This is a genomic window from Bradyrhizobium sp. SZCCHNS3002 (genome assembly GCF_032377435.1).
Lineage (GTDB): Bacteria > Pseudomonadota > Alphaproteobacteria > Rhizobiales > Xanthobacteraceae > Bradyrhizobium.
Map to the genome: position 1 here is coordinate 25,001 of NZ_JAUHHY010000008.1, position 14,652 is coordinate 39,652.

Here is a 14,652-nt window from a genome sequence, read left to right on the forward strand (position 1 = left end):
CGAGCGGCCGATGTATCAAGTCGCCTTCGCGGTCGACGTGTTTCCAGTGCTGGTGCCATGGCTGATGCTCAATCATGGTCGCCTCAGCGTGCTCGTGCATCCGAACACGACCGAGCCGTTGGCCGATCACACCGCGCATGCGTTGTGGATCGGATCGCCGCTCGGCATCCGCAGTGAGAATCTTCCTTCGCACGGCGAGGCAGAGCTGGCGCGTGAGCCGAACACCACGCCGACGATCGCCGCCTGAGCTCGCGTGCCCACGGGTGACCGCTCCGTCTCGTCACGCTCGGAGCCTGGGCGGACTTGCCGGACTACAGCGTGCGCGCGAGATCGAACGCGCGGAGAATGACCTCGGCGGCATCGATGTCGAAATTGCTCGGGCCGAGCAGGCGCGGCGCCAGCGGGCGGCGGCCGGGCAGGGCATGTCCGCCACCTTCGACGCGATACAGCGACACGCCGCCGATCACCTGGCAATCGCGCCAGCTGAGTTGCGTGACGGAGGTGTCGCTGGCGAGATCCCGATGCGGCAGCGCGACGGCCTGGCGCGCGCCGCAACCGTCGCGCCGCGCAAAGAACTCCGCCGTCCTGTCAGCGCTCCACACCCGGCCGCGCCCGCCGCGCAGCCCGACCTCGCCGCCGCGATAGGGCACCATCGGATCAGCCGTGCCGTTGATCATCACCACCGGCAGCGGCCGCGCGGCGCAGGGCTCGATGCCTTCAGGCATGTTGGCGATCACCGTGCCGATGCCGGCAAACAGCTCCGGCGCCTTGCAGGCCAGGGTGAAGCTCATCATGCCGCCATTCGAAATGCCGGCGAGATAGATGCGCCGGGAATCGGCTGTGCCGTCGGCGACGAGCTGCCGCACCAGGGCGCGGATGAAACCGATATCATCGGGACCGCCGGAGCGGCCGTCGCGGCCGTCATTCCATTGCCGGTTGATGCCATCGGGAAAGACCGCGGCGAAGCCATGGGCCGCCGCAGCTTCGGCAAAGCCCGTCGTGCGGGCGGTGCCGGCGCCGCTGCCGAGCGCGCCATGGAGCACGATCACGGTCGGCTGCGGCGTCCTGCCCGCGGTCATCACCAGCGCATGGCGCGGACCGTCGCTTGTGTCGATGGTGATGCCGCGCTCCGCGGCGACGGCCGTGGTCGAGACGAGCAGAACGGCCGCCATGGCGGCCATGGACGATCGGAGATGTGACGTCATGAGCATCCTTCTCGGTTGTCGGATGACTCCCGGCGGTGGCGCTTGTCTCCGGGGGCCGCGGTCAGCACGCGCAGCCGCGTGGCCCAGCTCCGCGCCGCCGCAAGGTCGCGGGCGATCGCAATCCATTCGCCAAATGCGATCCGCAACGGATTGAAGCTCGGTTCAACGCCGACGAGGCCATAGCGCAGCGTCTCGCCGGCCGGGGCCTCGGCGAAACTGCCGAACAGCCGGTCGAAAATGATGAGCACGCCGCCATAGTTGCGATCAAGACAGGACGCGTTGGCCGCGTGGTGGACGCGGTGATGCCGCGGCGTGTTCAGCACAGATTCGAGCGGACCGAGATGCGGCGCGAGCTCGGTATGGATGAAGAACTGGTAGAGCAGATTGACGCCGAGCATGGCGATGATGGCGAGCGGATGGAAGCCGAGCAGCGCCAGCGGCAGATAGAACAGGAAATGACCGGAGATCTCGCTCGTCCAGCCGAGACGAATCGCTGCGGTCAGGTTCAGACGCGTGGAAGAGTGATGCACGGCATGCGTGGCCCACAGCCAGCGAACCCGATGCGAGGCGCGATGGTGCCAGTAATAGACGAACTCGCTGGCGAGAAACAATGCGAGCAGGGCCAGCGGCCGGCTCGGATCGAAATCGAAGATCCTGTAGCGATAGGCGATGATGAAGGGAACGGCCGCGACGAGCGCGACCATTGCGCGGATCAGGTGCTGTCCGACCGCGACGGCGAACGAGGCTGCGGTCTCACGCAGGTCGTGAGTCTCGCGACCGGCGAGCCGGCTGAGCCCATATTCCAGCGTCATGAAGCCGATCGCCGTCAGCAGCACGATCATGCGCGTCGACGGGGGCAGGGAAGAGAGGATGGGCATGGCGCGTGTCCGGCGTCATCGGATGGAGACGGCGCGCCGGCCCGCTCCGGAACAGCAGGCGGACCGGCGATGTCAATGCTTCCGGAGGGCCGCGGCCAGCGGCGCCGCGGCGTCTGCTCAGCGCGTGACGGTGCGGCTGTAGCTGTAGGAATTGCCGCGCGGTCCCGTGCCCTGGCCCTGCCGGGTGCAGCTGCCGTCGCTGCAGCTCGCGGAGCCGGAGCGCGACCAGCTGCGGCCGGCGGGACCGGTGCCGCCACCCTGCCAGGCGCAGGCGCCGCCGGAGCAGCTGCCTGAGCCGCCAAATGAGGTGGTGCCGCGCGGTCCGGTGACCGAGCCGCTGCGGGTCCAGGCATTCGCGTCGACCGCTGCTGCCGCCGAAAGCACTGCCACGAGCAGAAATGTCGCGATGGATGTCTTCACGTCAGTCTCCCAATTCGTTCGCGCGGGCGATCGCGTCGCCTGCAAGGGGATACTGCGCGCTCGATGTCGCGGCCTGATGCACCGCCGGTGTCGTTTGGTCGCGGTGATTGGCTGGATTGTAACGGCTTGTCACACGACGGCCGTCCGATGCCACGACATCGCGCGGGGCGGACTTCGGCCCGCCGCCCCTCGACGCTCCGGCGCCCGTTCAGGCCGCTACCGGCCCGCCGTTGCGCTTCACCACCGGGTCTTGGTCGCCGTGTTGACGTTGATCACCGAAGTCGCCGTGTTGGACGTCGTCGTCGCCGTGGTGTTGATCAGGGTCAGAAGCTTGTAGTAGTCGACGACCTTGGCATTGGCGACGTACATCACGTCCTTGCTGCGCATCTGGAAGCCCGAAGCCAGCAGCATGCCGGAGGGATCGCGCAGGTTGATGTGATAGATCGTCGGGATGCGGTCGTAGATGAAGCGGCTGGTATCGACGCCGAGCTTCTGCAGCAGCGGGCGCTCCTCGTAGCGATACAGGAAGACCTCGGCCGGATCAGATTGCTGATCGTTCAGGCCGCCCGCCTTGCCGATCGCCTGCGCCAGCGTGAGGGTCTCGGTATCGAACGAAATCTCGGAATTGAAGCCGAAGACGTTCTGATTGAGGGCACCGAGGGCCGTGAAAGTCGGGGATTCCCGCGTGATGTAGACGACGTCGTTCGGACGGATGAAGATGTTCTCGCGCGGATCCTGCACGACGCGGCTGAGCAGCACGCGCACGCGCTTGCCGTCCCGCTGCAGGGTCACATAGCTTTCGATGGCCTCGTGCTTCGGGCCGCCCGCACGTGCGATCACGGCCAGCAGGCGTTCGCCCACGCTGTTGAGGGCAAGCACGCCCGGCGTATTGACGTCGCCGAGCACGCTGACCACGCTGGAATGCTGCTGGTTCAGGCTGACCACGACCTGCGGCTCGAGGGCGCGCTTCTGCAGCCGGAAGACGATCTCCTGCTCGATCTGCGGCAGCGTCCGGCCGGCGGCGGCGATCTCGCCCGCATAGGGCACGCGGATATTGCCTTGCTGGTCCACCGCCTGCGCCGGCAGATCCACGAAGTTGCCCGGGCGGGCACCGGCGGCCGTGGGGGGCGTGAACAGTCCGCCGGGCGCCGCTTCGAAGATGGAAACGTTCAGCACGTCACCAACGCCCGCGACCTGCACCGGCTTCGGCCGCTTGTCCGGGAATACGCCCTGGAACGTGATCAGATTGGGCTGCGACAGGAAGCCGATCGTCTCGGAGCTGACGTCGACCAGCGCATAGGGAAGCGCCGTGTTCGACCGCACGCTGGCCGTGGCATTGTCGCTCACGGCGTCGCTGGTCGGTCCTGTCCCGGGGAGCAAGGAACAGGCGGGCAGAAGCGCCAAGATCGCCAGGGTGAGGAGCGCGCGCGAGCGGCGGCAAAGGCCATGAAAGCTGCGCGGGTCCACTGTACTGCTGCGCACAGGAGACCCCCCGCCGCCGGTCGGCCCGGGCGGATTGATCAAGGCCTTCAAACGCGTCCCCGAATACAGCAAAAATACATTTCCCCACGCTGCTCCCTCCACCAAGAAGGGAGAACGTCCCACGTGTTTCAACCTACCCGGCGGCCATACTGGACGAAAGCGTACGGCCGTTCGGATTGGTCCGCTTTTGCCCGGCCGTGCCAATTAGGTCACAGTCTGACATCACCATATTACCGCCCCAAGCTGTCGGCGCCGCCGGAGGTCCCACGGTGAAGGGATGATCCATTCGACCTAACAGGGTCCGAACAATTTTAAGCACAAAGCCGTTGCGCAACGGTTAGCCCGAGTCGCTTGCTCGCGCAGGGGGCGACGACATCGCAGCCCGCGCAGCGCGTCGGTGAGCCGAGGCAGCCGGACAGCCGAGGGAGGCGGACCGGCGCCGCCAAGGCGGGCTGTAGCTGGCGAGATTCGAAGGCCGTGCGGGCGTCGGGACTGCAAGCGGGCGGCCGGTTGTCCAAGGCCGCCGATCAAGTCTATGCTGCCGCGCCAGCCCTTGAGGCTCTTTTTGCAACGGAGCACGCAATTGTCGAACGTGATCAGGATCGCCGCAGCCGCTTTCGCGATCGCCTTCACGGGCCTATCCGATCCCGCGTCGGCGCGCGGCCTCTATCCGCTGACGGAGTGCGGGCCGGATCTCAGCAGACTCTGCCGGTTGCACGGGACATTCGAGGCCACTCCGTTTCATTACAATCTTGCGATTCATCCCGGGTGCATTCGGCGTGTCGCCGTCGAGACGCCCCAGGGCGTATTGTACCGGCGCGCGGTGGTGTGCGGGGCGCCGGGGCGGCCTATGGTGTGGTAACCCGACCCCTTCCTCGTCGTCTCCGAAGGAGCTGGACGCTCCGCTCGGCCGAGTCATGGTCAAGCTTGGCGGCGAGGACTGATGAGGGCCGTGCTCGGCCGGTCCGGCCGCGTTCGGCAACGTCGATCGTCGCTCAGACGATTAAATGGGCAAGTTCCACACCGTATTCTTACGTAATCTAGAATTAAATTAATTGTGTAGAGACGATTCTGCACGGTCGGAGACATAAAAGGGTAGACTGAACAAACTAAAGCTTCAATTGTACCGGACGAAAGGTGCTTAAAAAGGTCTTTCTGGCAATGCGGTAGCATTTTACGGCAAACCGTGGCGAGTGCCAGAAGTATTTAATGTCTTGCTGTCAGATGGTAAATTAACTTGTCGCGAGTGGTTAATTTAATGCCGAAAATCGAATCCGTGCATCATCGCGATGACGGTTCGGCATTCGGGGAAGATGCCCTCAAAACTCGCCAACGAGTGGGGTCCGTCCTTGTGTGACGAGCTTGGTGCCGCGTTGATTGAGGATATTGAGATGGATGGCGGCGGTCGCGCTTTGAATGCCGTCCTGAAATCGCTGAATAAAATACGCCTTGCCAAATTACGTTTCGGCCGGCCAAGGTCGGGCCGTTCGCAGCAATCCGTGCTGCGGTCGCAGATCGAGCTTTGTGATGTCCTGCTCGATGAGATCCAATCCATCAGCACCAGCCTCGGCAAACGCGCGAAGAAGTCCGCGGCACCCAGGCGTCGCCCGATGGCCACGCGGCACGGCCGCGGGACGGCGCACGTGATTCCGCCCCGGCCGGCGGTGCCGGGTCGAACCAGGCAGCAGAAATAATCGCATCGGAATTTGATCGCTGCGGCGGCCGGCCGTCATGGCCGCGCCGCTTGCCGGCGCGAGGCGACAGCCGCTCGGCATTGACCCTGATGACGCGTCAGGTCGCCCCGTGCTGCTGTCGGCGGCCGCTCGACGGCCGGACGTCATCTGGACGTCCTTCAGCCGTCGTGTCGGGCAAGGACGGCGCTCCAAGACGGGCCCGAAACCATATCGCGGCGAGCCATGCGATGCGGCCGCTTCACCTGGCGCACAGGCCGCTGATGTCGCCTCCACGGACGATGACTTTGGACAACGGGTTTTCGGGATCGGCCGCCGGGTGTCCGCAGCCGTCCTCAACCTCACGGCCGATCGCAGCGGCAGTTAGTTCCGCTGCCGGTGTGTGCCTGTCTGACGCCGCGCGCCCCGCTGTCGGCGCGACGTGCGCAAGTCTGATCTGCGTGAGCGCACCTGAAGGATCTAATATTTAGGGAAGGCGTTTGATTCGCCGGAACGATGTCGGCTGCTTTGCGGCATATTCACGGTGGCGTGCTCAATTAAACCCGGTGGCGGCATTTTGTGCGCATGCAAAAATATCTCGATCCGGGTCTTCAGGGTGCTCGCTCGAAAAGGTTGTAAGTCCGTCGCGGCAGCTTTGAAAACCATGTCGTGGTGAGAATGTCAGCTATCAAATACGCGCAAGTTCGATCATCGAAACTACGTCACTTTGACGCGGTCTTGCCGTAGTATGCGACGAATCCGTTGCAGATCGTGTTGATTCGGTGGCTTCTTCCGGCGTGCAAACGAATGCTGCCGCAATCTCGAAGGCGGCGCGACATCGTTTCGGAAATGGGGTTGCGGGTTGAGTTTTATTTGAGTTACAACCATATGGCTTGGCCGGGTTGGTATAACTCAAATATTCAGTTTTTCCGACCGCGAGCCACTTGCGGAACGAAATACCGAATTATATGACGTTAATCCGGCAGGATAGAGATCACAGACAAAGGTCGCTGTATGTCCACCAAGAAGATCGATTTCGAGGCGATGTCTTTCGATGACCTCTGGTCTCTCCACGAGCAGATCAGTCAGATCCTCGCCGTGAGGATCACGTCGGAGAAGCGCGAGCTCGAACGTCGTCTGGCGGTTCTCAACCGCAGCCGCGGTGCCATCGAAGGTGCCGGCAGTGAGGGTGGGCAGTCCTACACCACGAGCGGCAAGGCGCGGCGCAAATATCCCCGGGTTCTGCCGAAGTATCGCAACCCGCAGACTTCCGAGACCTGGTCCGGCCGAGGCAAGCAGCCGCGTTGGCTGGTGGCGGCGATCAAGACCGGGCATCGGATCGAGGAGTTTGCGATCAATGGAGCGGCGGGCGGTTCGAAAAGTCGCCGTCAGCGGGCCTAATCGGGGCCGACTGAGTCAAGCCCGTCGATAGCCCGAGCGACGCGCAGCGTCGGTTCTGCACCTGATTCGCTCCCTCAACATCAGCGAACGACATGTGAGCGGTCTGACGCCCCCGCGTCGCGATCCGCAGTCTCGAGCCTGAGATCGGTCCGATCCGCCCGCACGGCTCCGCCGGTAGGCTTGCGATCATCATCCCTTGCGAATATGCGCTAATAGGCATTGTTGCCGCGGATCAGCTCGATCGGCGTCCTCAGCAGGATCGCGACGTCGAGCGACAGGCTCCAATTGTCGATGTACCAGAGATCGAATTCGACGCGCTGTTCGATCGACGCACGCGTGGGCGTCGGGCCGCGGCAGCCATGCACCTGCGCCCAGCCGGTCAGTCCGGGCTTGACGCGGCGACGGAATGCGTAGTTGCGCACGAGCTTGTCGAATTCGTTGTCGTGCGCCAAGGCGTGGGGGCGGGGGCCGACCAGCGACATGCTGCCGTCCAGAACGTTGAGCAGCTGCGGCAGCTCATCAATGCTGGTCCGGCGCAGCCAGGTCCCGAGCCGGGTGAACCGACTGTCGCCGATCTGGGCCTGGACGATGGAGGGCCCGTCCTCGAGCACGGACATCGTGCGAAACTTGTAGATCTGGAACGCCCGGCCGTTGAATCCGCAACGCTGCTGCCGGAACAGCACCGGTCCGGCCGAGTCGAGCTTGATGGCGATCGCCACCAGCAGCAGCAGCGGCGACATCAAGGTCAGCGCGATGCCGGCCAGCATGACATCCATGAGCCGCTTGGTGGCGTGTTCGAGCGGGCTCAGCAGGCCGCGCTGCAGCTCGATGGAGACGGCATTGCCGAGCTCGCGGCACGGCCGCTTGAAGATGTCCGACGCCGCTCCGACCGGCACGAAGCTCACTGGAAACGGCAGGACTCTCAGCTCGGCGCCGAGCGTGCGCAGGTCGGACAAGGGTTCGGGATTGGCGCCGACGACGATCTCTTCGATGTCGGAGCCGCGCACATAGTCGATCACGCTGGACACGATCCGCTGCCGCTGATCCGGATCCGCACCGGGCTCGGGAAGCAGGAAATGCCGCTGGACGCGAAAGCCGGTGTCGGTGAGCACCTGGGTCAGCCCGGCGTTGTCCTTGCTTGCTTCATCGGTGATCAGAACGATGTTTCGGCCCGAGAACCGTCTCTCCGCCAAGCCCTTTGCCAGCAGATATGCGGTGGTGCGGCGATGCAGGATCAGCGCCGCGAGCCCGAACATCGCGAAGACGATGCTCGTGCCGCGCGAGAATTCGCTCCCGATCTTGAGCGCGAACAGGGCGCCGGCCAGCACCAGGAACGCCGTGACCCAGGTCAGGCAGGCCGCGCGGATCTGGCGCGGCAGGATCAGGAGCTCGGCCGGCCGGTACATCCCGCGGATCTTCATCAGCGAGACGAACAGCGCCGACACGAGGATCGCCAGGCCGAGCGATTTGCTGACGTCGTTGGCGCCCGCCGCGTCCTGCAGGTGATACAGGAACCCGGACAGGACGCTCGACATGGTGATCGTCGCAATGTCCGCCACGATCGCGAACGGCTCCACCGAGTCGTAGTGGACGGGCCATTTGCGCCCCTGGAATTGCCGTTCCACGAGGACGGCCGGCATGCCGTTTCGATCGAGAGTCTCGGGCTGATCCACGTAATGCATGGGATGTCGGTGTTCGAAACTCGGTTAAATGGCGGTTAGTCATTTATTATATGTTTTGGCATTTAATTTAAACAATGAAAAATTGCCATTGGAATTTATTCACGCTGTCGGATTATCCCCCGATACCTGCGCGCAGGCAGCATGACGCCTGACGGTGGCGCTGAGGGGCGGTCAGGTACCGCCGCCGTGCTCGTTTCGGAGGCGACTCCGGGGAATTAATGGATGTAAGATTAATTTTAGTGGGAGCGGATATTTCGATGTCCGTCGCCAAGAATGGCATTTAAAAAGAGATATAATTGGATTATTAATCCGGTGCCGGGCGCCCGTGACGCGGGTGGCGTCCGTAGCCGACCGGATGCGGAGGGAGTTTTTCCCTGCGCGGACGGAAGGGCGACACGAGGGCACGGCGAGCTGTCGTCGAGGCCCGCCGGCGAGGTTGAAGATAGTGCTGCTCATTTCAGAGATTGAGAACCCGAAGGACGTCGCGCCATGAAGGTCGTATTGTTCTGTGGAGGACTCGGGACGCGGATCCGGGAATATTCCGAGAGCATTCCGAAGCCGATGATTCCGATCGGCCACCAGCCGATCCTCTGGCACGTCATGCAGTATTACAGCCAGTACGGGCACCGGGATTTCGTTCTGTGCCTGGGCTACAAGGCCAATGTGGTGAAGGACTATTTCCTGAACTACAATCAGGCGGCGACCACCGACTGCACGATCTCGCAGTTCGGCAAGAAGGTCGAGCTATTGGGCGACCGCCCGCCGGACTGGCGGGTGTCGCTGGTCGACACCGGCATCTGGCGCAACATCGGCCAGCGACTGCGGGCCGTCCGGCACCTGGTCGAGGGCGAGGAGATCTTTCTCGCCAACTACAGCGACGGCCTGACGGACGCGCCGCTGCCGGAGATGATCGATCGCTTCAAGCGTAGCGGCAAGATCGGCTGCTTCATCGCCATCCATCCGCCGATCAGCTTTCACCTCGCCGAATTCGACGCCGACGGCACCGTGGGCCGCATGGCCGCGAGCAACGATTCCGATATCTGGATCAACGGCGGCTACTTCATCTTCCGCAAGGAGATATTCGACTACATCGAGGAAGGGGACGAGCTCGTCGTGCAGCCGTTCAAGCGGCTGATCGACCGCGGCGAGCTGATGGCCTACCGCTACGAAGGGTTCTGGCGGGCCATGGACACGCTCCGCGACCGCCAGGTGCTCGAGGAGATGATCGAGCGCGGCGACACGCCCTGGCATCTCGGCTCCAGTCTTCCGGCGGTGGTGAACGGATGAGGGCGTTGCAGCTCGCCGGTCGCGGCGACCGGCTGTCGGTCCTGTGTCTCGGCGCGCATTCCGACGACATCGAGATCGGGGCCGGAGGCACGCTGCTGTCGTGGCTCGACCAGGGCATCCGCCTGGATGTTCATTGGTGCGTGCTCAGCGGCAATGGCGAGCGCGGCGTCGAGGCGCGGGCGTCGGCCGATGATTTCCTCGCCGAGGTCGCCAGCCGCAATCTCGAGATCATGCAGTTCCGCGACGGCTTCTTCCCCGAGCAGGGCGAGGAGATCAAGGCCTGGTTCGAGCAGCTCAAGGGCCGGATCAATCCGGACGTCATTCTCGCGCACCGCCGCGACGACGCCCATCAGGACCATCGGCAGGTCAACCGCCTGGTCTGGAACACATTCCGCGATCATCTCGTCCTGGAATACGAGATTCCGAAATGGGACGGCGATCTCGGACGGCCCAACGTCTACATACCCCTCTCCGAGCGGATCATGAAGCGGAAGGTCGCGCTGCTGATGACGCATTTCGGCAGCCAGCGCTCCAAGCAATGGTTCGATCCGGAAACGTTCATGGGCCTGGCGCGGCTGCGGGGCATGGAGTGCCGCGCGCCCGAGCGCTACGCCGAGGGATTTGTTGCGCGCAAGCTGTCATTGGGGTGAACGGCGGCCGAAGCCGACTTGCCGCGAGGTCCTCGCGCACGATCTATCCATCTCCGATGGGCGAGGCGATGAGCGGCGCTTGGCCGCTTTGCCAGGCTGCGGCCCGCCCTCAGCCGGCCGCTCGCCGCGGAAGTTCGACGATCTCCTCTGCCGGCGGACGCTCGATCGCGGTGGCCGGCACCTTCTCGAGCCAGACCTCGCGCCACCACGCATAGATGCCGCGCGGGCAGAACAGCCGGTTCTCGCTGTAGCGCGACTGGCAATAGACGCCGTCGAGGATGACGGCCGGCGTCTTCATCCGCCGGATGTAGCCGGTGCGCTCGTCGATGAACTTTTCGACGCGCGTTCGCACCCGGAAAACCTTTCCGCAATAGGGCACCATCTCGGCGTCGAAGCCCATGCCGCGGTTGTTGGTCTGCTTGTCGATGGTGGCCAGGATCTCCTGGTGCGGACGCACCCGGACGAGATCGCCGGGCTGCAGCCCGAGATCGGCGATCGGCGCGTCCTTGTCCGTCAGGAGGATACCGCGCTTGCGCGGGAACGGTACGCCGCCCCACAGCGACTGGATGCGGTCGTAGATCCAGCGCGCGGGCCGGCCGAGCCGCGGACGGCGGGCCATGGTGGCGCCGACATAGGCGAAGTAGAGGAGGCCCTTGAACATCTTCGCGAGCGAGACATTGCCGGACGCGATGTCCTCGGCGTACTGCCGGGCATCCCACCATTTGAGCGGCTGGGTGTAGGTCGGCAGCTCGGTCGCCTGGCAGGCATAGCGCGGGCCTTTTCCGGGCTGCTGGTCCGGCGACTTGGTCGCATCCCACACCGCGCGCACGGTGCATCCGCCGGACGGTTGAAGCGCAGCGGCGCGGTCCGGGATGGCCGCGGCGGGCTTGGCCGGATCGACCGGGGTCAGCCACGCCTCTTTCCAGAAGATCAGGCAGGCCGCCTGGCAGCCGCCATAGGCCTCGCCGTCGCAGCGATGCTCGAGATGCACCGCGTTGGGAAGGCGCCGTCCGAGCCACTCGCCGGTGTTGTATCCGGTGACCGTGTCGCAGGTCTTGTGGGCGCGCTTGTAGACCTGAAAGCGCTGGCCGCACCATTTGAACATCTGCGGCATGAACGGCAACCCTTCGAGGCGCCCGTTGGCATCGAGCGTCGCCAGGATCTCTTCCTTGCTGCGCACTTCGACCCAGTCGCCGGCGGATAGTGTCATGCTCTGTCTTTCAATGCTTCAATCAATGCGTCGTCAGGCCGGGGCGTTCCCGCACGCGGGACGTCCTCATTTCCATGGATCGAATTAAAGCTGCCGAGATTTGCGGTCAACATTTGTTCCTATTGTGGCATTATTTAATTTGGTGGAATAAATTAAATGGGAGAGGTTGCCTGATGCCGCATCGATCGGCGCCGTCCGGATGGGGCACGGTAACAGGCGGATCGAGATGGCGGAGAAGGGATTTTTACCGAGTTTTGCGTATCCCGCCGGAGAAGGCGGGCGGCACCGCCGCTGCCGACGGATTCACTGGACGCCGGCTGGAATATTAAATTATAATCGATTGCAGGTGATTTAAATTTTGTTTTGGTCGGTATCGTAGAGGGTGAGATTTTGAAGGTCCTGATCACCGGAAACATGGGCTATGTGGGTCCGGTCGTCGCGCGGCATCTGCGGGCGCAGCGCCCGGATGCGACGCTGCACGGCTTCGACAATGCCTATTTCGCCCACTGCCTGACCGGAGCGCCTGTCGTTCCCGAGCGATATCTCGACGAGCAGATCCATGGCGACGTCCGCGACATGTCGCTCGACCTCCGCGGCTATGATGCCGTGGTTCAGCTGGCGGCGATCTCCAACGATCCGATGGGCAATCGCTTCCAGGACGTGACGCTCGACATCAACCAGAACACCACCGTGTCGCTCGCCAGGAAGGCTGCGGCGGCCGGCGTGAAGAACTTCGTGTTCGCGTCGAGCTGCAGCGTCTACGGCATCGCCGACGGACCGCCGCGCAAAGAGGGCGATCCGCTCAATCCCATCACGGCCTACGCCAAGTCGAAGATCGGATCGGAGCAGGAGCTCGCCGCGATCGACACCGGCATGACCATCACCTGTCTGCGCTTTGCGACCGCCTGCGGCATGTCGGATCGGCTGCGGCTCGACCTCGTCCTCAACGATTTCGTGGCCTGCGCGCTCACCCGCCGCCAGATCAGCGTGCTCTCCGACGGCACGCCGTGGCGCCCCCTGATCGACGTGGCCGACATGGCGCGGGCGATCGACTGGGCGATCGACCGGCCGGCGGCGACGGGCGGCCGCTTCCTCACCATCAATGCCGGCTCGGACGACCGCAACTACCAGGTCAAGGATCTCGCCAACGCGGTGGCCGCGCGCGTGCCGGGGACCAGCGTGTCGATCAACACCTCCGCGCCGGTGGACAGCCGCTCCTACAAGGTCGATTTCGGCCTGTACCGCTCGCTGGCCCCCGATCATCAGCCGCAGGTCACCCTGGACCAGTCGATCCAGAACCTTGTCGATGGTCTCAAGAGGATGCAGTTCAAGGATGCCGAGTTTCGCTCGTCCGATCTGATCCGTCTCAAGGTCCTGCAGGACCACATGGAGACGGCCCGGATCAACGACAGGCTGCAATGGACGTGATCGCGCCGGCCGCGCCGGGCAGATGCTCGCCTCAGCCGGCAAGGACAGTGACGGAGACACCATGGAACTGACCCTTCCCACCGCCGTCGGCGTCGCGCCCAAGTGCCGGCACTGCGGCGACGACCTGACCCTCAAGCTGATCGATCTCGGCGCCTCGCCGGTCGCCAACGACTACATCGATCCGGCCAACTACATGCGGGCGGAGCCGTTCTATCCGCTGGAGACCTTCGTCTGCCGCGAGTGCCGTCTGGCGCAGACGCGCGACCTCCTGGCCGCGTCCGAGATCTTCCGCGCCGACTATGCCTATTTCTCCTCGCACTCGACCTCATGGCTCGAGCACGCGCGCCGCTATGTCGAAGCCATGGCCGATCGCTTCAAGCTCGGCCCGGCCTCGCGGCATGTCGAGATCGCGTCGAATGACGGCTATCTGCTGCAATACTCGCTCCAGAAGGGCATCAACTGTCTCGGCGTCGAACCCTGCGAAAGCGTCGCGCTGGCCGCGCGCGCCAAGGGCATCGAGACCCGGGTCGAATTCTTCGGCCGCGACTATGCGACCCGTCTCCGGGAGGAGGGCTGGTCGGCCGATCTCCTCACGGCCAACAACGTGCTCGCGCACGTTCCCGACATCAACGACTTCGTCGGCGGCGTCAAAATCCTCCTGGCGCCGGAGGGCGTCGCGACCTTCGAGGTCCAGCACCTGCTGACCTTGATGCAGCGGCATCAGTTCGACACCATCTATCACGAGCATTTCTCGTATCTGTCGCTGATCGCGGGCCTGCGCATCTTCGCCCAAGCGGGCCTGCGGGTGTTCGACGTCGAGCTTCCGGAGACGCATGGCGGCTCGATCAGGTTCTTCGTCTGCCACGCGGAGGCCGCTCATGCGGAGAGCCCGAACGTTGCCGATGTCCTGGCGCGGGAGCGGGCCTATGGGCTGCATGACGATGCCATCTACATGGCCTGGAACGAGCAGGTCAAAGAGACCAAGCGTGCGCTGCTCGAATTGCTGACGGCGCTCAAGCGCGACAACAAGAAGATCGTCGGCTACGGTGCCCCGGCGAAGGGTGTGACGCTGCTGAATTATTGCGGCATCCGCACCGATTTTCTCGACTTCACGGTCGATCGCGCCCCGTCTAAGCAGGGCCGCTACATGCCGGGTGTGCGCATACCGATCCTGCCGCCGGAAGCGATCTTCGAAGCCAGGCCAGATTACGTCCTGATCCTGCCGTGGAACATCAAGAGCGAGATCAAGGCACAGATGGCGGCGATCCGCGACTGGGGCGGCCGCTTCATCGTGCCGGTCCCCAAGGCGACGATCGAGGAGTAGAGCAGGGCATTGCCG

Annotated in this window: 13 protein-coding genes (1 of these 13 running past the window's edge); 7 read left to right on the top strand and 6 right to left on the bottom strand. The window is 64.0% G+C overall.

What is annotated here, in order from left to right; translation table 11 throughout:
• On the top strand, window positions 1–247 hold the 3' portion of the coding sequence (locus QW845_RS17975) for a DOPA 4,5-dioxygenase family protein (RefSeq protein WP_315802897.1). The gene continues 173 nt to the left of window position 1, outside the view; only the last 247 of its 420 coding nucleotides appear in the window; its start codon lies beyond the left edge, outside the window; it ends in the stop codon at window positions 245–247.
• 64 nt (window positions 248–311) lie between these two features.
• On the opposite strand, the gene QW845_RS17980 is transcribed toward QW845_RS17975, so the two are convergent.
• The 4 genes from QW845_RS17980 to QW845_RS17995 form a co-directional block, all read right to left on the bottom strand.
• Entirely contained in the window at window positions 312–1,205 is an 894-nt protein-coding gene (locus tag QW845_RS17980) for an alpha/beta hydrolase family esterase (protein ID WP_315802898.1), read from the bottom strand.
• Window positions 1,202–2,083, bottom strand: coding sequence for a sterol desaturase family protein (locus QW845_RS17985; RefSeq protein WP_315802899.1), 882 nt, complete (start codon window positions 2,081–2,083; stop codon window positions 1,202–1,204). The genes QW845_RS17980 and QW845_RS17985 overlap by 4 nt, the downstream gene beginning before the upstream one ends.
• Window positions 2,084–2,200: 117 nt before the next feature.
• Window positions 2,201–2,503: a hypothetical protein gene (locus QW845_RS17990; protein ID WP_315717381.1), complete on the bottom strand. Its 303-nt coding sequence runs from the start codon at window positions 2,501–2,503 to the stop codon at window positions 2,201–2,203.
• A gap of 237 nt (window positions 2,504–2,740) precedes the next feature.
• Entirely contained in the window at window positions 2,741–3,850 is a 1,110-nt protein-coding gene (locus tag QW845_RS17995) for a polysaccharide biosynthesis/export family protein (protein ID WP_315802900.1), read from the bottom strand.
• A gap of 1,424 nt (window positions 3,851–5,274) precedes the next feature.
• Between QW845_RS17995 and QW845_RS18000 the strand changes: the two genes are divergently transcribed.
• The gene (locus QW845_RS18000; protein ID WP_315802901.1) at window positions 5,275–5,679 is read left to right on the top strand and encodes a hypothetical protein; all 405 of its coding nucleotides are present in this window, start codon (window positions 5,275–5,277) and stop codon (window positions 5,677–5,679) included.
• A gap of 990 nt (window positions 5,680–6,669) precedes the next feature.
• Window positions 6,670–7,056: an H-NS histone family protein gene (locus QW845_RS18005; RefSeq protein ID WP_315802902.1), complete on the top strand. Its 387-nt coding sequence runs from the start codon at window positions 6,670–6,672 to the stop codon at window positions 7,054–7,056.
• 209 nt (window positions 7,057–7,265) lie between these two features.
• Here the strand turns inward: QW845_RS18005 and QW845_RS18010 are convergent, their stop codons facing one another.
• Window positions 7,266–8,738 (bottom strand): undecaprenyl-phosphate glucose phosphotransferase, encoded by a 1,473-nt coding sequence (locus QW845_RS18010; protein WP_315802903.1) that lies wholly within the window; start codon window positions 8,736–8,738, stop codon window positions 7,266–7,268.
• A 489-nt stretch (window positions 8,739–9,227) separates the two neighbouring features.
• Here QW845_RS18010 and QW845_RS18015 point away from each other — a divergent pair, with 489 nt between their 5' ends.
• Window positions 9,228–10,025, top strand: a complete 798-nt coding sequence (locus QW845_RS18015; protein WP_315802904.1) for a glucose-1-phosphate cytidylyltransferase — start codon at window positions 9,228–9,230, stop codon at window positions 10,023–10,025.
• Window positions 10,022–10,675, top strand: coding sequence for a PIG-L deacetylase family protein (locus QW845_RS18020; protein WP_315802905.1), 654 nt, complete (start codon window positions 10,022–10,024; stop codon window positions 10,673–10,675). The genes QW845_RS18015 and QW845_RS18020 overlap by 4 nt, the downstream gene beginning before the upstream one ends.
• Before the next feature lie 109 nt (window positions 10,676–10,784).
• Here QW845_RS18020 and QW845_RS18025 read toward each other — a convergent pair whose 3' ends face one another.
• Complete coding sequence (locus tag QW845_RS18025) at window positions 10,785–11,885, bottom strand: hypothetical protein (protein WP_315802906.1); 1,101 nt, start codon at window positions 11,883–11,885, stop codon at window positions 10,785–10,787.
• Window positions 11,886–12,275: 390 nt separating this feature from the next.
• On the opposite strand from QW845_RS18025, the gene QW845_RS18030 reads away from it, so the two are divergent.
• Both QW845_RS18030 and QW845_RS18035 read left to right on the top strand, forming a co-directional pair.
• Window positions 12,276–13,313 (top strand): SDR family oxidoreductase, encoded by a 1,038-nt coding sequence (locus tag QW845_RS18030; RefSeq protein WP_315802907.1) that lies wholly within the window; start codon window positions 12,276–12,278, stop codon window positions 13,311–13,313.
• 61 nt (window positions 13,314–13,374) lie between these two features.
• The gene (locus QW845_RS18035; protein ID WP_315802908.1) at window positions 13,375–14,637 is read left to right on the top strand and encodes a class I SAM-dependent methyltransferase; all 1,263 of its coding nucleotides are present in this window, start codon (window positions 13,375–13,377) and stop codon (window positions 14,635–14,637) included.
• Window positions 14,638–14,652: the final 15 nt, after the last annotated feature.